Source organism: Rhizobium atlanticum (genome assembly GCF_030182485.1).
Lineage (GTDB): Bacteria > Pseudomonadota > Alphaproteobacteria > Rhizobiales > Rhizobiaceae > Rhizobium.
The window spans coordinates 172,058-191,452 of sequence record NZ_JAQJCJ010000001.1 but is presented as its reverse complement, the minus strand read 5'-3'; the positions used below and the strand labels follow the sequence as shown (position 1 = coordinate 191,452).

Here is a 19,395-nt window from a genome sequence, read left to right as displayed (position 1 = left end):
GAGGGGCACGCCTCGCAGCGCCTCGCGCGCAGCCGCAAAACCTGTCCCCGTTTTGCGGCTGCGCGCCCCCCGGTCACCTCGGGTCGTCAACGCCTCAAGGACGTCAAGCCATCAGGGAATCGATCGTTGAAATCAGCGTATCGTGCAGATAGGGCTTGGGCAGGAAGGCGGTATTGGCAGGCAGGGCCATCGGATCGAGCCGCACCATGCCCGAGGTGATGATGATGCCGATATTCGGCCGCATCGCCCTCACCCGCTTGGCAAGCTGGATGCCATCCATCGATCCGGCCATGTTGACGTCGGTGAAAAGGATATCGACATCCTGCCGACCCTTCAGCACCACCAGCGCCTCATCCGCACTCGCCGCCTCCAACGCCACATGGCCGACATCCTCCAGCACATCGAGGATATTGAACCGGATCAGCGGCTCATCCTCCACGATGAGCACCACGGCACTGCTCGAAGCCACCATCTGCAATCGCCCTTTTCAGCGGAATATGATTCGAATAAGTGTTTCCGCTGTGCGAAGGTTCCAGTGCCTCTGCCCACGAAATATGCATCATCCACAGATGTTGCCCTGCCCGCTTGTGGCTCCCTGCAATTTGGGCTAGAGCGAACCAATGTCGTGGGAACCATTGCCCCGGCATCCAGGTGCCGGCCTCCGGCATCACGGCGTCGGACATCCGACGCGGAGGGCCTGTAGCTCAATGGTTAGAGCCGGCGGCTCATAACCGCTTGGTTGGGGGTTCGAGTCCCTCCGGGCCCACCATATTCTTGCCCTCGCCGATGGCTTAAGTGAGAACTTCGCGCCGAACAGGCTCGGAGGTGTGTGTGCTGGATGAGGTGCCTTCGTTTACTTAACCCCTAACTCCACACCTTTAGTCGCCTTGGGCCGACCGATTGTGTTCTTGAGCCAACATTCGGACTTTTTGGGAACATAGGAGAATGCCTTGCAAGCGTTGTCGCTGATACAAGCGGTGAAACACTGCAAATAGTTGCTGCCTCGTAGGCGCTTGTAGTCACCGCCGGGAAGATCCATGCCAGAATAGCTGGTGAAATCTGATACGATCACATCGGCTGACTTCGACGATGCATAAGCGGCGACTGCATCCGCATTGCGTATCAGGGCCACGACGTTATCCTTTAGAAAGCAAACGCCGTGCTTGGTGTTGTAGGTAATCGCCTTACACTGGCTGTCGCCTTCACAAATCTCGTGGCACCCCGCATAAGTGACGTCCTTGACGGCGCGGTAATCGAAGCCGATCGCGTCGTAGCCTCGAGCATCGATGAATGAAGTCGTTGGCTGTGCGGGCAGATTGGTCGCCGCGCTTGGCATGGTGGCTGACACCTGTTCCTCTTTCTCGCCGTAGCAGAGAATTTGGAACACCGAAGGGGTGATTTTGTCCGCTAGGTCGGCTGTCGACAGCGGCTGCTGGTCTGCCGCCCTGTCGCCGGATTGCCCAGCGATGCCCTGAGACTGCAGGAAGAGATCCGCAACCGAGGCGCGGATAGCGAAGTTCACGTTCTGTGCCGTGATGCCGATTTCGTCTGCAATGCCTTTCGACAACGTCGCACTGGTGATGCCCATAAGAAAGCCATCGCGGTCGACGACCGGTCCGCCGGAATTGCCAGGCTGGATCGGTGTCGAAATTTGGATGTATCGGGTGTCGTTTCGAAGCCCCGCAAGCGCGTTGACATTGCCTGTGGTGACCTTAACCGAATCCGACAGCAGCGTTGCCAGCGGGAAGCCTATGGCTAGAATATCTTCGCCGAGCCGCGTCGGCGCACGACGAAAGACAAGTGGTTGCAACGGCTTCGCCGCGTCGACCCTCACCAGAGCTAGATCGTTGGTGGCATCAATCCGGGGGTCGGCGGCGTCACCCCTGCCCTTTATTTCGATGCGCTTGCATGCCTGCACGACATGCGCATTGGTCAGCAGCCAGCCATCCGTGGTTACTGCGAAGCCGGTACCTGACGACGTCGGACCGTCGGCAAGACATATGGGAGCAAGGGCAGCGGAAAAGAAGGCGCTCAAGATTGAGCGGCGCACGGTTGTCATTAGTATATCCCCAGTTGTCTGGAGATTAGACCCTTGAGCGAGCGCATTTCAACCATCTCTTGCAGGCAGGCTTAATGGCATTGCCATGAAACGCAAAAGCCCCGCTATCCTGGCGGGGCTTCTTTTCACCGACCAACCGACAGTGCCTAGAACTTCACGCCGATGCCGAACTTGAGTTCGTGCTGGTTGAGATCGACATCGACACCGAGAATGTCTTTCTCGCCGAAGTCATTATACCGATACTCCCCGCGGGCGAAGATGTTGTTGGTGATGGCAAAGTCGACGCCCGCGCCGACGGTGTAGCCGTTGAAGGTCTCCGTTTCCTTGTCTAACCCCGGCAGGTCAACGTATCCACGCGTAGCGGTCCAGCCAGCCGCGCCATAAAGCAGCGCTCTGTCAAAGGCGTAGCCGACACGACCACGAACAGCGCCGGCCCAATCGGTGCCGACATCCGCCCCCAGCGCTTCCTCTTCGTTCCAGTTGTATTCGAGGTTGCCCTCGATGCCGACAACGATGTTGTTGTCGAACTGGAAATTGTAACCCGCAAATGCACCGAAGACGCCGCCGTTGAAATCCTGGGAATCGCTGGCGCCGCCGGCGCTGAAGTCACCGTTTAGCCAACTGGCGCCGCCATCGATGCCGAGATACGGGCCTGACCAGGTGAAAACTGGCGCAGCCGCAACAGGGGCGACTGGGACGTCCTGCACTGCATCCGCTGCAAAGGCGCTCGTTGCGACGAGTGCTAGAAAAGTGGTGGCGATCGTGAGCTTCATGTTCGTGACCCCATGTCTTGCAACACAACTGGAGGATACAGCCTCGTTCAACAAATAGCTGTAACGCCAAAGACACACTCGCATAACTGCACGGTAGAGAACATATCCGCCGAAGCCATCATGGCAAGTATCGCACCCTCTAATAACTGCACGAACGCCCATCGCTTGGCCTGAACCCACCACCGCAGGCCGGGTTGAGCGGCTGACTCTCGTAGTAGTAACCGCCGTCGATCGACGAAGTCTGGTCGATGTATCCTGATGATGTGCAGGCCGAAATGAGCGTGGCAAGGCTGATCAGCGTTCCGGTCGCGATCAATGCGAAAAATCGGTTCATCTGAGCTTCTCCTCGGGGCATGGCTTCCACCCAAACCGTACAATTTACACGCCGCGGTGCAGAGAGCATTGATCTGCGGCAATCGACTGCCTTCGGCGGGTTCTTGTCACGCTAAAGTGATCGCTTTTCTACCCGCTTTTTCATGACCATGCGCTGTCACATAACTGTCATGCAAAATTGCCCGTTGTTAAGGCAGCCTGCGCAAAATATATGCCGCCAGCTAACAAAAAAAAGAATGAGTGAACTGCCATGAGCCTACAGAAACTTTTCAATCGCAATCTCCTGACCCGTTTTGTTGCCGGTCTCGGTGCGGTTCCCCAGCGCATTCGCGAAGCCCGCGAAGAGCGTAAGCCCGCGATCCATCCCTCCTTCATGGATGATTTCGGCGCCTGAGGCGCGGCGGGTCCTTCGATCCGCTCCCGGGCTTCGGCCTCTGGTCTTGCAGGATTTTATCCCAAGACCATTTCACAGATCTGCGCGACAGCGTCAGCCGCCCAATGTCCCGGCCGCCGGGTGAGGTACAAGACCTCGCCTGGGCTGCCGCGCATTCTCAGTTGATCGCAGGTGCAGACGGTTCGCCCCAGCTGGAAATGGGTTGACCGGCCTTGGTCGCCACCCTGGCGTCGTAGAGTGCCAGCGAAGCCTGGAGCTGGCGCATATCGTTGCAGCGGTTGATGATGCCGCCGATATATTGCACGCAGTCGCTGGCGCTGCCCTGCACCGAGCCCGTGGCCCAATCCTTGACGATCCCGTCGGCGCCGACCAGGAAATAGGAAAGCCGGTTATTCTCGGAAATCGTGGAGCTGCCGACCAGGCCGACGAAGTTCGTGCCGGTCTCGGTCCTGGCGGCGGGCGCCATATGTCGGTAGATCGTCATGCCGTTCTTCAACGGTGTTGCGCCGATCATCGGTCCGAAGGTTGCTTCGGAGCCGGAGAGCCGCGCCATCGGCGATTGACCGAGATTGGCGACCTCCATATAGGGTTTGCCCAGCGCATAGCTGGTGTATGAGCGGTTGGCGGCGTTTTCGGCCTTTTCTGCCACTTGGCTGCAGCCCGTCAAACAGATGGCGAGGCCGATCGAAAGAATTGTCATAAAGCGCATGCTGCCCCCTTGCCGGACATGGCGTGTCCGGAAGCCCCTGTTGCTTAACCCGCCGTCATTGCTAGCAGCTTTGCGGGATTTGGGAAGGTGAGCGTTGGAAGATGCAGGAATGTAGGCCTTCCGTGCCACGCCCCTTTGCCCTGCCGGGCATCCCCCCACAGGTGGGGAGATCACTAGTGGCGAAATCTTCGCGTCTCTCCAGCGTTTCGCCGGGCTGAACGCTGATCGTTTGGCGGGCGATCGCACCCAGCCCCGCTTGTGGGGTAGATGGCCGGCCAGAGCGGGCGGCCACGGAACGCCTACTCCTCCCACGCTCACATTTTTCTCCCGATCCGTCACCGCCCCCTTCCCTTCCGCCGCAATAGCTTCACAATCAACCGACAGAAAGCTCATCGGGAAACGACAACTAGGGAATGAAACATGGCGCCGATTCTGTCCAAGACACTTGTGATGACTGCCCTTCTGGCCCTGCCGCTCGGCAGTGCCGCGCCTGTATTGGCGCAGGAAACAAAGCCGCGTGAGGCGGTGATTTCGGTGACGGGCGATGGCGAATCGTCCTTGGCGCCCGATATGGCCGTCGTCAATCTCGCCGTCGTCAAGCAGGCGAAGACCGCCCGTGAAGCGCTCGACGAGAACAACAAGGCGATGAATGACGTGCTGAAGGCGCTGAAGGACGGCGGCATCGCCGAGCGCGACCTGCAGACCTCGGGCTTCTCCATCCAGCCGCAGTTTAATTATCCGCAGCCGGTCGATGGCCAGCAGCAGCAGCCGCAGCTGATCGGCTACCAGACTATCAATTCGGTCACTGTGCGCCTGCGCGATCTTTCCAAGCTCGGCCAGGTGATCGACCAATCGGTGACACTCGGCATCAACCAGGGCGGCGACATCCAGTTTACCAACGACAAGCCGGATGCGGCGCTCGAAGAGGCGCGCAAGAACGCCGTCGCCGAAGCCGTCAAGAAGGCGAAAACGCTGAGCGAAGCCGCCGGCGTCAAGCTCGGCCGCATCATCGAAATCAACGAGAATGAGCCGCGCCCGCTGCCGCAGCCCGTTTATCGCGCCACGATGATGAAGGAAGCCGACGCTGCCGTTCCCGTCCAGGGCGGCGAGAACAATTACACTGTCAGCGTCACCGTAACCTTCGCCATCGAGCAGTAAACGGAAGCGCGGCGCGTCTTTTGACGCCGTGTGCTGACTGCTGGCGGCCGCCTGCTAGCGCCGATGCCCCTCACCCTAACCCTCTCCCCGTTCTGACGGGGAGAGGGGACGTGCCCTACGAGAGCTCAGCGGGGAACAGAGAGCTAGCGAGATATCCCCTTCGCCCCGCCGGAGCGGGGAGAGGTGCCGGCAGGCGGATAAGGGCTGATCTCGTTATTTTCATCGACAGGACAGCCGCGGCACAAGGCCCAGGAAACGGAGCTCCTGCCTCTAAACTGAACGCCGCGCGCCCTTCCAGGCGCGCGGCTTTGGAATCTCACAAAGAAACGCCGTGCCGGTTCAGCGAGACGGGCGCAGGACAATCAGCGGCGCAAAGCGGGGCAGCCGCGGACGTTGGCGAAGCTCATTTCATCAGGGCCGCGGCGGGTCCAGCCCTGAACGATGACGCGGCGCGGGGTGATGTCGACGACGCGCGGGCGGCGGAAGCCCCAATCGCGGGCGAGATCTTCCGCCAGACGCGGGTCGCAGCCGCGCGGACGCCGGCCGAAGCCCGGCGGCGGAGGCGGACGGCGATAATCGCGCGGCGGATCACGATCCTGATCGCCGATAATGATACTAAACTGGGCGGCCGCCGGGACCACCGTGCCGGCAAGAGTGCCGGCGATCAGCATAGCGGCAAGACCCGCCTTTGCCAGAAACTGCATCATCGAAAAACCTTTCGTTCTATAGTCGTCGGTGCGGTCGAGCCGCCCTCCCCACTCTCCGCATCACGCCGAAGCGTCAGTGGAATCACTTATACAAATCGGAGAAGAGACGGCTGAAAGTGTCGCCGTCAAGGCAAAAGGGGCGGCAAGCGCATGTCGGCGCTTGCCGTTCCGGTGTTCAGCGCCGGATCAGCGGGCAGCCGCGGACATTGGCGAAGACCATCCTGTCCCAGCCGCGACGGTCGCGCCCGGCGACGACGACGACACGCGGCGACATGCGGGTGATGTGGGCTCTGCGCAGGCCGAAATCGCGCGCCTTGTTCACGGCGTGCATCGGCGAGCAGCCGCGGATTGGACGATAATATTGCGCCCCGACGATGAAGTTCGTCTGGGGCCCCGCGGCTGCCGCCGTGGAAACAGTGGCCGGAACGGATGAGAGGGCGAGCACTGCGGCAAGGCAAGCCTTGGTGAGGAAATGCGTCATGGAGTGTCTCCGTCGATTGGTCTTTTAAGCTCTCCCTTCAGGGATTGCCTCGACACTAAATGCGGCAAGCTGAATGCTGTTCGAACCGGCCATTCAGTTTGCATTCACAAGAAGATGAGCGGTTTTTGACGGCTCTTCTTTCGATCGGCTGAGGGGCTGATCGCGTGCCGTGTGACTGGTGGGTTGATCGATGTGCCATAGCCACGCAGGAGCGCGCGGCGCTCTCAGCCCCCGAGATGCAGCACAACTTCGCGCCGGTGCGGCCGGTCGCGGTGTTCGAAGAGATAGAGTCCCTGCCAGGTGCCGAGCGTCAAGCGTCCCCTGGCGACCGGAATGCCGATCGACACCTGCGTCAGCGCCGCTTTGATATGCGCCGGCATGTCGTCCGGCCCCTCGGCCCTGTGCACGATCCAGCCCATCGATGGGTCGGAGGCCGGCGGCACGAGCCGACGGAAGAAGGTGAGAAGATCGGTGCGCACGTCGGGATCGGCATTTTCCTGGATCAGCAGTGAACAGGATGTGTGGCGCACTAAGACAGTGAGAAGCCCCTCCTCCCGTCCCGCGGCGCTGACGAAGGCCTCCGCCTGATCGGTGAATTCGTAAAGTCCCTGGCCGCGTGTGGACAGGGTGAGAATAGTCTGGGGCACGGGCGGTCTCCGTCTCGCAATGACATTGCCCGCGAGTTGGCGCGCCGTGACGGCCAAGTCAATGGCCCACGAATCGGCAGATCGATGCCCGCCATCGGTTAAGGCCCATTCACGAGCTTGAGGATGAGCTGCTGGATGTTGCCGCCGTCGCCCATTTCGACCTTGTCGAAGTCGCGGCCGCGCTGGCGCTGCTTTGCGGAAATCTCGCCGAGGCGCCGGGTCAGCTCGACCCTGATCTTCTTGCAGTCGGGGTCGTCGGCAACGGTAAAGCCGACGCTCATCGCCTCGATTTCCCTAACCATGTCCTTGATGGTTTCGCCGTGCACTCGCTCATGCGCGGCAACGCCTGAAATGAAGCCATCCCAGCTGCTCTTGACGGCTGGCGGCAGCCCGGCCGAGGGCTGCGGCAGTGTGTAGGTGATGATGAGCTTCGGCCGATTGGTGACGATGGCGCAGGCATTGCCCTGTGGCTCGTATTTGCGGGTCCAGGTGAGCTTGAACGTCGTATGCGCGATGACCCGGCCGGTGACGCCGGCCTTGGGGCCTTGTGCCCCGATCGATTGATAAAGTTCGGCGCCGGTCTTGCCTGAAATCGAATAGGGCCGCACCTCCTCGATCGCCTGCCATTCGCTCTGCGCCGCGGCCGGTAATGCGGCGAAAACTGCCGCCAATAGGTAGGGTAGAAAAGTCTTCGTCACGCATCGTCCCGTCAAGTGATTCCCGCCACCCTAACGGCGCCGTTCCTCCCTTTCAACGCGCATGCGATGCGGCAGATATCAGCGCGGCTCGCTGGAGATGCTGAGATAAGCGGGGTCGAATTCGGCGATCTCCTGCAGGCGTTCCCAATCGACGATGGTGATCGTTCGGTTCTCCCAGGTGAAGACGCCCTCGCGCCTGAGCGCCTGCAGCGTCTTGTTGAGGTGGACCACCGATATGCCGAGCACGTCCGCCATCTCGATCTGCGTCAGCGGAAACTGAAAGCTTTCACCCCGGGTGCGCCTGACGACCTTCAGCCGCATGAAGAGTTCGCAGACGAGATGGGCGATCTGAGCGCGTTTGGAGCGCCGCCCCATGGCGACGATCCATTCCCGGTGAATAGCGCCGTCGACCAGCGTGTCGAGCCAAAGCAGCCGCGTCAAATGCGGCATGCGCTCGGTGATCGCCCTCAAGTCGGCATGATCGGCCAAAGCGACGTGGCAGGGTGACAGCGCAACGATGCCATGATCCATTACCTTGACGGGAAAAGCATGGAGGTCGACAAAGTCGCCGGCAACATGAAGTGCGGTGATCTGCCGACTGCCGTCCGCCATCACCTTGTAGCGCGCCGCGAACCCATCGAGCAGCAGCGTGCTGAAGGGCGGCCGGCTGCCTTGGGAAACGAGATCTTCTCCGACGGCGAATTGCCTGTCCTTGACGAGGATCGACCGAAGAAGGTTTTCCTCCTCGTTCGACAGCACATCACGGCTTCCAAGGTTCAGCAACAAGGGTTCAATCACGGTCCTGTCTCCCGCTATCGCAAGGGCTCGGGGCCGTCTCGGTGCGAGCTGTATTTTCTATAGGAATCAAGGCCCAGCCTCGGGAACAATTGTCTTCATTGGTTATTTCCTCTCTGACGCGCAGGAAAGAACATGGCTCGCTATTATTTCGATCTACACAACGGGGAAGGTCCGACCCGCGACGAGCACGGCACCGAGCTCAAATCTCGTGAAGACATCCCCAAAGAGGTGACCCGCATCCTGCTGGACGTGGCGCGAGACGAATTGCCGGCGGGTGACCGCATGACGATTGCCGTTACCGTCCGCGACGAGCGCGGCGATCCTATCACAGTCGCCAGTCTCGTCTTCAGCAATGAATGGCTCGACGTCATCCGATGACGGCCTCTGATTGCCGCCGGGTCCCATATAGGCATCAATTCGACTCGGTCGATGGATGCGCTCTAGCTCCTTGCTCTCATGCATGTCGTCATCCGCACACTTCCGGGCGACATGCATTAAGACCCCGCCCCGGGGGGCGGCAATTAAATTTGACATAGTTCCGCGATTGCCGGGAAGCGTCGACAGGCATTTCTCCGGTGGAGTTCCGGTCGCTTCTATTTCGCGATCTCTTCCAGAATCAGCCGAATTTCCGCAAGCGGTTTGCGGCTTTCGTCGAAAAGTTCGACCGAAAGCATGTTCAAAGGCGCAGTCGGCAGGCCTTCGGCTGCCATTTCCGCGAGGACCCTTCGCGCCTCTGCCTTGGCAGCCTCGACGGACTCGAATTCGTATCCGGTCTCGGTGCCGACACCATCGCGATCGAAGAGCTGGAAGTGGAATTTCGGCACAGCATGCTCCTTCGATGATGCCCCTAACGATGCTGAAGGCGACAGGTTCCGCCCGAACGATTTTCAGCGCCCGCCGTCCGGCGATCCTCAGAAGGCGCCGGCCTCGGGCGAAGCCATTTCCTCGATTGCGTCGACACGGTCGGGATAGAAGGCGAGATGGTCTTTGATGTTGCTGACGGCGGCATGCGGGGCTTCGTAGGTCCAAACCGCGTTCTCGGAGCGTTTGCCGCCCAAAGCAATGCTGTAATAGGAGGCATCGCCCTTGTAGGGGCAATGTGTGGCGTGATCGGTGCGCTGAAGCAGCGACATATCGACATCCCTGCGAGGGATATACTGGACCGGCGGATAGGAAGCCTCGCGCAGCGTCAGCGCGTTGCGGCTATTGGCAACCGTCCTGCCGGCGATGGTGACGACGACGCGACAGGGATTGTGCTCGACGGTGATCGGATGGTCCGGCCCCGGAATCTTGATCGACTTGTCCAACATGGGTTCGTCTCCAGAAGATACGATGCCCCTGAGATAGGGCGCGCATGCCGCCGGCCCACCCCCCGAGCGTTTCCTTCCCTTACACCTGAAATGCGAAACGCGGCGATGCCTGACTGAGTGCGGCGGTCGCCGCTGTCACCGACCAGTGACGCGCGAGCGCATCCGCGAGCGTCGCGATCAGCCTGGCGCTATCCTCGCCGGCGCCGGCATGCAGCGCCTCGGCGACGATCAGCACCGACCGCGTCGTCTCCCGCACCGCTGACAGGCCGCCCTGCCGGTTCGTCCAGCGGCGGGCATGTGCTCTGCCTTCGTCATCCGCGAAGATCACCTCGTCCGGCTCCGGATATTCGCTTTGACCGCTGAAGGTGAGATAGGTCTCATGCCCCGTTGCATGCCGGACCTGGAGATCGCCGGCAATTTTTTCCGTATCGAAGACGGCGACAGGAATGGCAAAGGCGAGCGAAATCGCATTGCAGAGATCGATGAGCGGATGAAGGCGCGGCAGCGCGTGCTCCTGGCGGAAGCGACGCAGAAGCGCCTCGGATGCCGCGCGATACTGCGTCGGCTTCAAGCCCATGCGGGAAAAGCCGCGCCGCCACGCCTGGATCTCCGGGAATTCGCTTTCTTGGGCTTCAGCGAGCCGGGCCGCGGCGATCGCGCTGAAACTTGCAACCGCCTCTTCGACGTCTGCCGCCGCATCAATCCCATCGGCATGAAGCGCGCCGGCGCGAAGCTCCGGAAAAACCTGCCATATCGCGTTGGAATGGCTGAATTGCATGGTCATTTCCCTTCGATGAATTTCCTGTGGCTTCCTGCAATGGCAAGCCCGGACACGGCCGCCAGCACGCAGGCAATGCCGGCAATCTGGTTGAAGCCGACCGGCTCGCCGAGGAGGACGAAGGCGAGCATGACGGCCGAAACCGGCGCAAGCGCGATGAAGAGCGCGGCTTCCGTGCCGCTCACCCTCTCTGCCCCCGCATACCACAGCAGGAAGCCGCCGACGGTCGGCACCAGAGCATAATAGACGACGGCAGCGGCAGCACTGGCTGAAAACCCATGCGTGAGGGGCGCCTCGAAAATGGCCGGAACGATCGAGACGGCGAAGCCGATGCCGGTCATCAGCGTCGACTGGGCAAGCGGCGGAATGTCGACGGTCAGCCGCTTGTTCAACAGAATGAACAAGCCCTCGCAGATCACCGCGAGAAAAATCAGCAGATTTCCGGCAAGCGAACCGCCGGTCGCCTCCGGTGTGAAGGCGATCGAAAACACGCCGGCGCTCGCCAGCGCCACCGCCAGAAGCAGCGCGCGTCCCGGCCGTTCTCGCAGCAGCAGGATCGAAACCGCCGCCGAGACCACCGGCAGCGTGCCGATAATGACGCCCGAATCGGCGGCCGAGGTCAGGCTGAGGCCCGATATCAGCAGCGTCGTATAACCGACACTGCCGACGCCGGCCTGAATGACGAGGATGAGACGGTCATACCTGGAGAGCTTCGGCAACCGGGTTCCGCTTGCCCGCATCAGCAGGAAGAAGACGGGAAGAGCGAGGGCGAAGCGCAAGGCGGTGGCGGTAAACGGCGGCAGTCCCGAAGCAATGATCTTGCTCGCGATGACAGTGCTGCCGACCGTCAGCATGGCGAGCGCCAGATTGAAATAACCTTGAACCTGTCTCGACATTCCGCGCCTCCGATTGGATGCGCCGAAGAAACAGCAGCGGCCGGTCGGGGTCTTGAACGAAATTGCAGGGCGTATGAATCGAAGCAAGGCGGCCAGCGCCGTCCTTCGAGGCCCCTTGAGGGGCACGTCTAGCCGGACGCTGGAGAGAGGTCGCAGCCTGCGGCAGCACGAATCAGCCTTCCACCGCTCAGAGAAATGCCCCGGCATAAAGCCGCGGCGACAGGCCGTATTTGCGCACGAAGACGCGCGTCATGTTGCTCTGGTCGGCAAAGCCGCTGGCAAAGGCGGCTTCGGCAAGCGGCGTGCCCTGAGCAATCAGCCGCCGGGCGATGTGGATGCGGGCCTGGACGAGATAGGCGTGCGGCGTCAGTCCCGTCGCCCTGGCGAAGCCGCGCAGCAGCTGGAAGCGGCTAAGGCCGCTTTCCCGGGAAAGATCGGCGAGCGAGACGGCGGCAAGAGGATCGTCGTCGATCAGATCCCGCGCCGCGCGGATGGATGACGGCACCGGCGGCCTCGCCTCGCTGCCGTCGTCTTCCCGCATGACATCGGCGACGAGTTGCAGAAGCAGTTCCTCGCAGAGCAGCCCGTCGGCAGCACTCGCGGTCACCGCGCGAAACAGCGTTCCGAAGTGGCTGGCGATCGCCGCATCGCGAATGACGGGATGGGAGATTTCCGAGCGCCTTGCGCCGATCTCTTGTGAGAGGCCGGTGACGATCTCGGGATCGAAATAGAGGATGCGCCACGATCGGCGCTCGCCGATCGGCGCGCCATCATGCACCTCATTCGGATTGACGGTGATGATATCGCCAGCCTCCGCCTCCACCATGCCGCGGCCGCTGAGCGATTTCTGCGCCCCCGACGACACGAGGCCGATGCCGAACTGCTCATGCGTGTGCCTGGCGAAGCTGTGAGGCGTTTCGGCTTCCACCGCTTCGACGCCTGGAAGCGCCGAGCGCAGCATCCTGAATTGGTTTTTCGGCATTTGACATCCGCAGGTCCGATGCCGGCAACTCTGCCAGCCGCGCCTTGATGACGCAACCGTCTAAAAGAACTCGTCGAGCAGCTGATAGTAACTGAGCCTCGCCGGATCGGGCGCCGGAAGGCCGTAACGATGGAGAAATGGCTGCACCAGCGCCTTGCCGAAATTATCGGCGATGCTGCGGCAGGCGAGCGCGATATCCTGATAGCGGTCGGCGACGCCGAGGCGGCTGCAATCGATATAGCCTGAGAATTGGCCGTGTAGAGCGACGAAGTTCGGCAGGCAGGCGTCGCCATGGGTGACGACGAGATCCTCGCTGGCCGGCCTTAAGCTCTTGAGCTCAGCGAACAATTCGGCGGCGCTCTTTCCCAGCCGGGCCGGATCGAAATCCTCCTCATCGACGATTCCTGCTTCCATGCGCGCCTTGGCTACCGGCAGGCGCTTTTCCAGGCGGTGATCGAACGGACAGGAAGTGATCGGCAGGCGATGAAGATCGAGCAGTGCCTCCGCCAGCAATTCGATGCGCGCCAGGGGCGCCAGCGCCGAAGCACTGGCGAGATCGGTTCCCGGCAGCGCGCTGAGCAGCAGCCAGTTACGTTCGTCGTCGCTTTCACGGGCGATCACCTCCGGGCAAGGCAGGCCGGAGGCCTTGAGCCAGGCGAGCCGGGCCGCCTCATCGGCAAGTTCGCCGAACGGCCCCGCCGCCTCGACCTTCAGATAGAGCGCCGGAAGGCCCTCGCCTTCCAGGCGAAAGACGCTCGCGGCCGAACGGCCGAGCGCATCCCGCTCCATCCGGTAGCCGGACAGGCGGGCGCCGAAAGGTCCTGCCGGCAATGTCTTGAAAGATGTCAATGAATTGTTTCGGCTGGGGCTGCTTCGAGCAGGATATCGAACGCCTCTTCGAGCGCCGCCACCAGGATATCGGTCAGCTCGTCGCCTTTGTTTTCCAGGAACAGCACGCTGACGGCTTCGTCCTGGCGCTCAAGCAAACGCTCGATCTCGTTCGACATATCATTGTCCTTCTTCACCGTACCATCACGGCCAATGCGGAGAGGTTAGACAAGGTTCCTTGCGCGTGGCTGGTTGTCGACGGCTGATGATGCTTATCATTGTCCCGGATAATGATAACGCGCCCATTCACTTTTAGGGATGACGTCCCCGACGCCAAACTCAAACGACACGACCTTGGTCGCGTTGTCGTTCACTTCGCAACTAAACTCCAATTGGTGCAGTTCCTTGCCGTCGTAAAACGCACTTCTTTTAAGCGCGAGGATATTTCCGGTCGGGAGATTGTATTTAGGCACCTCGATAACATTAGGATCGTACGCCGCGGATGAATGAAGGAGCTGCTCTCGAAGCTCGGTCCAGCAAAGCTCACCACCTCGCATTTGACGTGGCAAGTTTTTCATCGCCGTCTTGACTGTACGGTCTGAGACAAAGTTGTCGGTAAACAGGGTCTTCGCTTTGGTGAGCTTGTTCGATTCCTTTGCCTCTGCATCTGGTGGCAATAAGGGGATAGCTGCCGTTGAATTGATCGGCGGCTTTGCCTGCTCGAAATTCGTCTTTGCCTCGTCGCGTCCCGTGGCAGCCGGCCCATTCTTTTCAGGATTGGCCTCAGCAGTCTCCACCTCGGGAAGGTCAATGTCCTGAGGCAACGGATTCGCCGCAGACATAGTCTCAGGAATCTCCGGCTTTTCAAGTCGCGGCGATTCAACAGGCGATGCTTCGTGGGGTACTCCAACGACTGACGGTTTTGGTGCTTCTGCCTTTCGGAGTATCCCGCGCTCTCTCTGTTCCGGCGCTGAATCTTTCTCGGCAAATTCGAAGACCGGGCGCGCGGTACGTTGCGGCCGGGAAGCGCCGCGTGCTTCCAGCTCTGCAGCTTTCGCAGGAGGAGGAGGTGGCGGCGGAGGTTCCTTCTTGGCCTCTTGCGGCGGCTTCGGCTCCGGCGGCTTTTCCTCCGCCTTTTTCTCCTCCGGCTTCTTCTCCTCCGGCGGCGGGACGAGCTCGACCTTCACGCTCTCGTCCTCCGGGGGCTTCGGTTCGATCTTCGGCAAGCCGAAAATCAGAAGCGCAACGACCGGCACGTGCAGAAGCACGGACACACCGATACCCCAGCGGATTTCGGGCCGCCGTTTTGCCGTTTCGTGATTCGTCTCCGCCAAGTCCACTTCGTCTGTCACAGCAGCGATGTGGCCTTTAAAGCCGGCAGCATCAAGCCGCAAAAGCAAAAAACCTCGTGATCGTGCCGAAGCCATCCGCTGGCCGGTGCGCCATCCGTTCTCTTCTCGGACCTGGGCAACGGGCCACCCACGAGCGGGGCCGAGTCCGCGCCCTTGATGGGGAGAGGCGCTGAAATTCTGCATGCGTTAGCTGAGCGAGCCGATGATCTCTCGATAGGCAGCCTCCGGGAATGCCTTCAGTGTCTGGGTGCGGACATTGCCGGCCATCGCCAGCGAAAGGCCAAATCGCGCCATGACGGCATCGTCAGGCGCTTCGCAGACAGCCACCATGTCGTGGCCGCCCATCGTCAGAAAGAACTGGTTGAAGGAGCCGCCCATGTCGCCTAGCAGTTTCTTCGCCGCATCCAGCCGTTTTGACGAGTCGCGAACAGTGCGCACGCCTTGGTCCGTCCAGTTGATCAACACAATGTAAGTGGTCATCTTGCACCTCCGAACGGAGGATTCGCCCGACACGGGTATGCGTCGGTCCTCGCTCGCGCACCGCGATCGATTTCTTCCCCCGTGGCCGGACTATAATCTTGTCACCACTAAGCGACAAGAAAGCCGCCGGGATCATTGGTATTAATCACAAAAGCAAAAGCCGGGCACGACGCCCGGCTTTCCAATCATCACGGCAATTGTCGAAACCTCAGCTGTCGAGGATCGAGCGCAGCTTGGAGTTTCTTAGCTGTCCAGAAAACTTCTCAGCTTTCTCGATCGGCTCGGATGCTTCAGCTTACGCAGCGCCTTCGCTTCGATCTGGCGGATACGTTCGCGGGTGACCGAGAACTGCTGGCCGACTTCTTCGAGCGTGTGATCGGTGTTCATGCCGATGCCGAAGCGCATGCGCAGCACGCGCTCTTCGCGCGGCGTCAGCGAAGCGAGAACGCGGGTCGTCGTCTCGCGCAGGTTCGCCTGGATGGCGGCGTCGATCGGCAGCAGCGCGTTCTTGTCCTCTATGAAATCGCCGAGATGCGAATCCTCTTCGTCGCCCACCGGGGTTTCGAGCGAGATCGGCTCCTTGGCGATCTTCAGGACCTTGCGGACCTTTTCGAGCGGCATGGCGAGCTTTTCGGCCAGTTCTTCCGGCGTCGGCTCGCGGCCGATCTCGTGCAGCATCTGGCGCGAGGTCCGGACGATCTTGTTGATCGTCTCGATCATGTGCACCGGAATGCGGATCGTGCGGGCCTGGTCGGCGATCGAGCGGGTGATCGCCTGACGGATCCACCATGTTGCATAGGTCGAGAACTTGTAACCGCGGCGGTATTCGAACTTGTCCACCGCCTTCATCAGGCCGATATTGCCTTCCTGAATGAGGTCGAGGAACTGCAGGCCGCGGTTCGTGTACTTCTTGGCGATCGAGATGACGAGGCGCAGGTTCGCTTCGACCATTTCCTTCTTGGCGATGCGCGCTTCGCGCTCGCCCTTCTGCACCATGTGCACGATGCGGCGGAATTCCGAGATCGAGATGCCGGTTTCCGTCGCGAGATTCTGGATCTCCTGGCGGATGTCGCGGATCGTCGTATTCTCGGCCTTGGCGAATTCCTTCCAGCCGCGAGCGGCCAGATTGCCGATCGACTTCATCCAATTCGGATCGAGCTCGGCGCCCTGATACTGCTCCAGGAAGGAGTCGCGCTTGACGCCGTAGGATTCGGCCAGACGCAGCAGGCGGCCTTCGTTCTGCACGAGGCGCTTGTTGATGTCGTAGAGCTGCTCGACCAGTGCATCGATGCGGTTCTGGTTGAGCGACAGCGACTTGACTGCCTTGATCAGTTCGTCCTTGAGCTCCTTGTAGCGGCGCTCCTGCGCGGACGACAGCGTGCCGGTGGCGGCAAGGCGCTGCTCGACCTGCTGGTCCTGCAGCTTGCGCAGCTTCTTGTAAGTCTCGGCGATGATGTCCAGCGTTTCCATGACCTGCGGGCGCAGCTCGGCTTCCATCGCGGCGAGAGACAGGTTGGATTCGTCCTCGTCCTCTTCCTCCTCTTCGGGAGGCAGGCCTTCGCCGCCGACATCGGTAATGTCGTCGTCGCCGGAACGGGCGCGCCGGGTCTTTTCCTTCTCTTCCGCCGCCTTGCGGTCGGCCTCGATCTTCTCGGGGCTCTGGAACTGCGGCGCGGCCTTGGCTTCCGGACCGGAATAGGTCGTCTCGAGATCGATGATCTCGCGCAGCAGCGTCGTGCCCTCGTTGAGTTCGTCGCGCCAGATGATCAGGGCCTGGAAGGTCAGCGGGCTCTCACAGAGGCCCGCGATCATCGTCTCGCGGCCGGCTTCGATGCGCTTGGCGATTGCGATTTCGCCTTCGCGCGACAGAAGCTCCACCGAGCCCATCTCGCGCAGATACATGCGCACCGGGTCGTCGGTACGGTCGGTCGGCTCTTTCTTCTTGGCGGTCGCAAGCGCGGTGCCGGCCGAAGGCGCGAGTTCGCCGCCTTCGCTGTCCTCATCGCCGCCGGCGTCGTCGTCATCGCCACCGCCGGAAGCACCGGCCTCTTCGGCTTCCTCGTCCTCGATGACGTTGATGCCCATGTCCGACAGCATCGACATCGTGTCTTCGATCTGCTCGGAGGTCACTTCTTCGGACGGCAGGACGGCGTTCAGCTCGTCCATCGTCACGTAGCCGCGCTTCTTGGCGGCCTTGATCATCTTCTTGACCGCGTCGTCGGAAAGATCGAGAAGAGGGCCGTCGCTTGCGCCGTCGCGTTCGACTTCCGCGTCTTCGTTCTCTTTGACCTTGGTTGCCATTTATATCGTCGCCTTCCTGACGCTATCCAATCTCGCTACGGTGAATGGGCCGTCTCAGGGCCTGACGCGCCGCTCGCGTCGCCCTTGAATCACCTGAGCCCACCTAACGGGATGACATTTAAAGTCTGATTAACCACGATCGCCGGTACCGGACAGCAAAGCTTTCTTGCCTCTGGATTTCCGGCCATGGTTGCGCGATCCGCCTTGACCCTGTTCACCGTTTCAACAAGTCGAACGGTGATTCCCACATTTTTTGTTCTCGTCAAGCTTTTCCAGCAAAAAAGCCCGCGAAAACTCGGAAAAAGCCTTATCCACAGGCTTTGAACCGCGGCTGCGATTGCGAACCTTATTTAAGAAGCAGCAAACAAAAGACAAGGGCGGCCCGAATTTTGCCCGCCGCCCCAGTTGTTCCGGCCATTTCCTGTAATTGTGCCGACGGTATATTCGCCCGATCCGGGCAAATATTGGCTAACGAGCCTGGCCGTCGTAAGGCGTCACCTTCAGCGCGCCGAGATCGATCGCGGGAATGCAGCGCAGATTGATCGAAGCCATCGCGGCACCGTTCGGCGCCACGCCCTCGCCGAAGGGGGCGATGCCGCAATTGGCGCAGAAAATGATGAAAGCATGTCGTCTTCCCTCACATCCAGTCCATCACGACCTTGCCGGAATTGCCCGACCGCATCGCCTCAAAACCATCGCGGAAATCGTCGATCTTGATGCGATGCGTGATGATGGGCGAAAGGTCGAGGCCGCCTTGCACGAAGGCGATCATCTTGTACCAGGTCTCGAACATCTCGCGGCCATAGATGCCCTTGAGATTGAGCATCTTGAAGATCACCTTGTTCCAGTCGATCTCGAAACCAGCCGGCGCGATGCCGAGAATGGCGATTTTGCCGCCATTGTTCATCTTGTCGATCATGTCGCGGAAGGCGGGTGCTGCGCCCGACATTTCGAGCCCGACGTCAAACCCTTCCGTCATGCCGATCGCCTTCATGACGTCGGCGAGATTTTCCGTCGATGCGTCGACGACATGGTCGATGCCGAGCTTGCGCGCCAGATCCAGGCGGTGCGGATTGATGTCGGTGATAACAACCTTGCGGGCGCCGGAACGCTTGGCGACCAGTGCTCCCATGATGCCGATCGGCCCGGCACCGGTGACGAGCACGTCCTCGCCGACAAGATCGAAGGAAAGTGCGGTATGCACGGCATTGCCGAACGGATCGAAGATCGCGGCGATCTCGTCTGAAATATCGTCCGGGATCGGCACGACATTGCTTTCGGGAATGCAGACGAACTCGCCGAACGAGCCCGGCCGGTTGACGCCGACGCCGAGCGTGTTGCGGCAGAGATGCCCCCTGCCCGCCCGGCAGTTGCGGCACTTGCCGCAGACGATATGCCCCTCGCCGGAAACGCGCTCGCCGACATGATAGCGGGTGACCGCCGAACCGATCTCGGCGATCTCGCCGGAAAATTCATGGCCAACCACCATCGGCACCGGAATTGTCTTCTGCGCCCACTGGTCCCAGTTCCAGATATGCACGTCGGTGCCGCAGATTGCCGATTTCTTCACCCGGATCAGCACATCGTTCGGCCCGACCTCCGGCACCGGCACATTCTCCATCCAAAGCCCGACCTCGGGCTTCGACTTAACCAGCGCCTTCATCATGTTCGACATTCAACTATCCCACCTTTGCTTGGCGCAGACTTCGCT

At 60.8% G+C, this 19,395-nt stretch carries 24 protein-coding genes, 1 tRNA gene and 1 pseudogene; 4 read left to right on the top strand and 22 right to left on the bottom strand.

The genetic code is table 11. The annotated features are described in order from the left end of the window. Positions 1 to 103 precede the first annotated feature (103 nt). The gene (locus tag PH551_RS00930; protein WP_285191507.1) at positions 104 to 472 is read right to left on the bottom strand and encodes a response regulator; all 369 of its coding nucleotides are present in this window, start codon (positions 470 to 472) and stop codon (positions 104 to 106) included. Between the two features lie 221 nt (positions 473 to 693). Here PH551_RS00930 and PH551_RS00925 point away from each other — a divergent pair. Then, a tRNA-Ile gene (locus PH551_RS00925) sits at positions 694 to 769 on the top strand. Between the two features lie 84 nt (positions 770 to 853). On the opposite strand, the gene PH551_RS00920 is transcribed toward PH551_RS00925, so the two are convergent. From PH551_RS00920 to PH551_RS00910, 3 genes are all read right to left on the bottom strand, one after another. Then, on the bottom strand, positions 854 to 2,059 hold the full coding sequence (locus PH551_RS00920; RefSeq protein ID WP_285191506.1) for a trypsin-like peptidase domain-containing protein: 1,206 nt from the start codon (positions 2,057 to 2,059) through the stop codon (positions 854 to 856). 146 nt (positions 2,060 to 2,205) lie between these two features. Next, positions 2,206 to 2,832 (bottom strand): outer membrane protein, encoded by a 627-nt coding sequence (locus PH551_RS00915; protein WP_285191505.1) that lies wholly within the window; start codon positions 2,830 to 2,832, stop codon positions 2,206 to 2,208. Between the two features lie 139 nt (positions 2,833 to 2,971). Further along, on the bottom strand, positions 2,972 to 3,166 hold the full coding sequence (locus PH551_RS00910; protein WP_085778846.1) for a hypothetical protein: 195 nt from the start codon (positions 3,164 to 3,166) through the stop codon (positions 2,972 to 2,974). A gap of 249 nt (positions 3,167 to 3,415) precedes the next feature. Here PH551_RS00910 and PH551_RS00905 point away from each other — a divergent pair, with 249 nt between their 5' ends. After that, complete coding sequence (locus tag PH551_RS00905; RefSeq protein ID WP_168296739.1) at positions 3,416 to 3,559, top strand: hypothetical protein; 144 nt, start codon at positions 3,416 to 3,418, stop codon at positions 3,557 to 3,559. 157 nt (positions 3,560 to 3,716) lie between these two features. Here PH551_RS00905 and PH551_RS00900 read toward each other — a convergent pair whose 3' ends face one another. After that, positions 3,717 to 4,268: a hypothetical protein gene (locus PH551_RS00900; protein ID WP_285191504.1), complete on the bottom strand. Its 552-nt coding sequence runs from the start codon at positions 4,266 to 4,268 to the stop codon at positions 3,717 to 3,719. A 420-nt stretch (positions 4,269 to 4,688) separates the two neighbouring features. Between PH551_RS00900 and PH551_RS00895 the strand changes: the two genes are divergently transcribed. After that, positions 4,689 to 5,426, top strand: coding sequence for an SIMPL domain-containing protein (locus PH551_RS00895; RefSeq protein ID WP_285191503.1), 738 nt, complete (start codon positions 4,689 to 4,691; stop codon positions 5,424 to 5,426). A 362-nt stretch (positions 5,427 to 5,788) separates the two neighbouring features. On the opposite strand, the gene PH551_RS00890 is transcribed toward PH551_RS00895, so the two are convergent. The 5 genes from PH551_RS00890 to PH551_RS00870 form a co-directional block, all read right to left on the bottom strand. Next, positions 5,789 to 6,133 carry a hypothetical protein gene (locus tag PH551_RS00890; protein WP_285191502.1) on the bottom strand — a complete coding sequence of 115 codons (345 nt, stop codon included), beginning with the start codon at positions 6,131 to 6,133 and terminating at the stop codon, positions 5,789 to 5,791. Positions 6,134 to 6,308: 175 nt separating this feature from the next. Beyond that, positions 6,309 to 6,614 (bottom strand): hypothetical protein, encoded by a 306-nt coding sequence (locus PH551_RS00885; RefSeq protein WP_285191501.1) that lies wholly within the window; start codon positions 6,612 to 6,614, stop codon positions 6,309 to 6,311. Between the two features lie 224 nt (positions 6,615 to 6,838). Beyond that, positions 6,839 to 7,261, bottom strand: a complete 423-nt coding sequence (locus PH551_RS00880) for a secondary thiamine-phosphate synthase enzyme YjbQ (RefSeq protein WP_285191500.1) — start codon at positions 7,259 to 7,261, stop codon at positions 6,839 to 6,841. Positions 7,262 to 7,359: 98 nt separating this feature from the next. After that, the gene (locus PH551_RS00875; RefSeq protein ID WP_210630543.1) at positions 7,360 to 7,959 is read right to left on the bottom strand and encodes a DUF922 domain-containing Zn-dependent protease; all 600 of its coding nucleotides are present in this window, start codon (positions 7,957 to 7,959) and stop codon (positions 7,360 to 7,362) included. Positions 7,960 to 8,037: 78 nt separating this feature from the next. Next, on the bottom strand, positions 8,038 to 8,757 hold the full coding sequence (locus PH551_RS00870) for a Crp/Fnr family transcriptional regulator (protein ID WP_285191499.1): 720 nt from the start codon (positions 8,755 to 8,757) through the stop codon (positions 8,038 to 8,040). A gap of 132 nt (positions 8,758 to 8,889) precedes the next feature. On the opposite strand from PH551_RS00870, the gene PH551_RS00865 reads away from it, so the two are divergent. Beyond that, entirely contained in the window at positions 8,890 to 9,135 is a 246-nt protein-coding gene (locus PH551_RS00865; RefSeq protein WP_285191498.1) for a DUF6894 family protein, read from the top strand. 215 nt (positions 9,136 to 9,350) lie between these two features. On the opposite strand, the gene PH551_RS00860 is transcribed toward PH551_RS00865, so the two are convergent. From PH551_RS00860 to tdh, 12 genes and pseudogenes are all read right to left on the bottom strand, one after another. Beyond that, positions 9,351 to 9,581 (bottom strand): DUF6894 family protein, encoded by a 231-nt coding sequence (locus PH551_RS00860; RefSeq protein ID WP_020921849.1) that lies wholly within the window; start codon positions 9,579 to 9,581, stop codon positions 9,351 to 9,353. 87 nt (positions 9,582 to 9,668) lie between these two features. Continuing rightward, positions 9,669 to 10,067 (bottom strand): DUF427 domain-containing protein, encoded by a 399-nt coding sequence (locus PH551_RS00855; protein ID WP_285191497.1) that lies wholly within the window; start codon positions 10,065 to 10,067, stop codon positions 9,669 to 9,671. A 79-nt stretch (positions 10,068 to 10,146) separates the two neighbouring features. Further along, the gene (locus PH551_RS00850; protein WP_285191496.1) at positions 10,147 to 10,845 is read right to left on the bottom strand and encodes a B3/B4 domain-containing protein; all 699 of its coding nucleotides are present in this window, start codon (positions 10,843 to 10,845) and stop codon (positions 10,147 to 10,149) included. A 2-nt stretch (positions 10,846 to 10,847) separates the two neighbouring features. After that, positions 10,848 to 11,741, bottom strand: a complete 894-nt coding sequence (locus tag PH551_RS00845) for a DMT family transporter (RefSeq protein WP_285191495.1) — start codon at positions 11,739 to 11,741, stop codon at positions 10,848 to 10,850. Between the two features lie 187 nt (positions 11,742 to 11,928). Beyond that, positions 11,929 to 12,723: an AraC family transcriptional regulator gene (locus PH551_RS00840; RefSeq protein ID WP_285191494.1), complete on the bottom strand. Its 795-nt coding sequence runs from the start codon at positions 12,721 to 12,723 to the stop codon at positions 11,929 to 11,931. 60 nt (positions 12,724 to 12,783) lie between these two features. Then, positions 12,784 to 13,572 (bottom strand): APH(3')-II family aminoglycoside O-phosphotransferase, encoded by a 789-nt coding sequence (locus PH551_RS00835; protein WP_285191493.1) that lies wholly within the window; start codon positions 13,570 to 13,572, stop codon positions 12,784 to 12,786. After that, positions 13,569 to 13,730 carry a hypothetical protein gene (locus PH551_RS00830; protein WP_198175456.1) on the bottom strand — a complete coding sequence of 54 codons (162 nt, stop codon included), beginning with the start codon at positions 13,728 to 13,730 and terminating at the stop codon, positions 13,569 to 13,571. Before PH551_RS00830 ends, PH551_RS00835 begins: the two co-directional genes overlap by 4 nt. Positions 13,731 to 13,826: 96 nt before the next feature. Next, positions 13,827 to 14,945, bottom strand: coding sequence for a DUF930 domain-containing protein (locus PH551_RS00825; RefSeq protein WP_285191700.1), 1,119 nt, complete (start codon positions 14,943 to 14,945; stop codon positions 13,827 to 13,829). A gap of 144 nt (positions 14,946 to 15,089) precedes the next feature. Then, positions 15,090 to 15,383, bottom strand: a complete 294-nt coding sequence (locus tag PH551_RS00820) for a GYD domain-containing protein (protein ID WP_011426192.1) — start codon at positions 15,381 to 15,383, stop codon at positions 15,090 to 15,092. Between the two features lie 243 nt (positions 15,384 to 15,626). After that, complete coding sequence (gene rpoD, locus PH551_RS00815) at positions 15,627 to 17,684, bottom strand: RNA polymerase sigma factor RpoD (protein WP_011426193.1); 2,058 nt, start codon at positions 17,682 to 17,684, stop codon at positions 15,627 to 15,629. A gap of 468 nt (positions 17,685 to 18,152) precedes the next feature. Next, positions 18,153 to 18,296 (bottom strand): annotated as a pseudogene (locus tag PH551_RS00810) (GFA family protein); the annotation flags it as partial. A gap of 25 nt (positions 18,297 to 18,321) precedes the next feature. After that, positions 18,322 to 19,359, bottom strand: coding sequence for an L-threonine 3-dehydrogenase (gene tdh, locus PH551_RS00805; RefSeq protein ID WP_183706160.1), 1,038 nt, complete (start codon positions 19,357 to 19,359; stop codon positions 18,322 to 18,324). Positions 19,360 to 19,395 lie beyond the last annotated feature (36 nt).

Excerpts from the sequence above, each read along its gene's own strand:
- PH551_RS00865 (WP_285191498.1), top strand. The coding sequence starts at position 8,890 with ATGGCTCGCTATTATTTCGATCTACACAACGGGGAAGGTCCGACCCGC.
- PH551_RS00845 (WP_285191495.1), bottom strand. The coding sequence starts at position 11,741 with ATGTCGAGACAGGTTCAAGGTTATTTCAATCTGGCGCTCGCCATGCTG.
- tdh (WP_183706160.1), bottom strand. The coding sequence starts at position 19,359 with ATGTCGAACATGATGAAGGCGCTGGTTAAGTCGAAGCCCGAGGTCGGG.
- PH551_RS00905 (WP_168296739.1), top strand. The coding sequence starts at position 3,416 with ATGAGCCTACAGAAACTTTTCAATCGCAATCTCCTGACCCGTTTTGTT.
- PH551_RS00910 (WP_085778846.1), bottom strand. The coding sequence starts at position 3,166 with ATGAACCGATTTTTCGCATTGATCGCGACCGGAACGCTGATCAGCCTT.
- PH551_RS00915 (WP_285191505.1), bottom strand. The coding sequence starts at position 2,832 with ATGAAGCTCACGATCGCCACCACTTTTCTAGCACTCGTCGCAACGAGC.
- PH551_RS00885 (WP_285191501.1), bottom strand. The coding sequence starts at position 6,614 with ATGACGCATTTCCTCACCAAGGCTTGCCTTGCCGCAGTGCTCGCCCTC.
- PH551_RS00840 (WP_285191494.1), bottom strand. The coding sequence starts at position 12,723 with ATGCCGAAAAACCAATTCAGGATGCTGCGCTCGGCGCTTCCAGGCGTC.
- PH551_RS00895 (WP_285191503.1), top strand. The coding sequence starts at position 4,689 with ATGGCGCCGATTCTGTCCAAGACACTTGTGATGACTGCCCTTCTGGCC.
- PH551_RS00920 (WP_285191506.1), bottom strand. The coding sequence starts at position 2,059 with ATGACAACCGTGCGCCGCTCAATCTTGAGCGCCTTCTTTTCCGCTGCC.
- PH551_RS00855 (WP_285191497.1), bottom strand. The coding sequence starts at position 10,067 with ATGTTGGACAAGTCGATCAAGATTCCGGGGCCGGACCATCCGATCACC.
- PH551_RS00890 (WP_285191502.1), bottom strand. The coding sequence starts at position 6,133 with ATGATGCAGTTTCTGGCAAAGGCGGGTCTTGCCGCTATGCTGATCGCC.
- PH551_RS00820 (WP_011426192.1), bottom strand. The coding sequence starts at position 15,383 with ATGACCACTTACATTGTGTTGATCAACTGGACGGACCAAGGCGTGCGC.
- PH551_RS00900 (WP_285191504.1), bottom strand. The coding sequence starts at position 4,268 with ATGCGCTTTATGACAATTCTTTCGATCGGCCTCGCCATCTGTTTGACG.
- PH551_RS00830 (WP_198175456.1), bottom strand. The coding sequence starts at position 13,730 with ATGTCGAACGAGATCGAGCGTTTGCTTGAGCGCCAGGACGAAGCCGTC.
- PH551_RS00930 (WP_285191507.1), bottom strand. The coding sequence starts at position 472 with ATGGTGGCTTCGAGCAGTGCCGTGGTGCTCATCGTGGAGGATGAGCCG.
- rpoD (WP_011426193.1), bottom strand. The coding sequence starts at position 17,684 with ATGGCAACCAAGGTCAAAGAGAACGAAGACGCGGAAGTCGAACGCGAC.
- PH551_RS00850 (WP_285191496.1), bottom strand. The coding sequence starts at position 10,845 with ATGCAATTCAGCCATTCCAACGCGATATGGCAGGTTTTTCCGGAGCTT.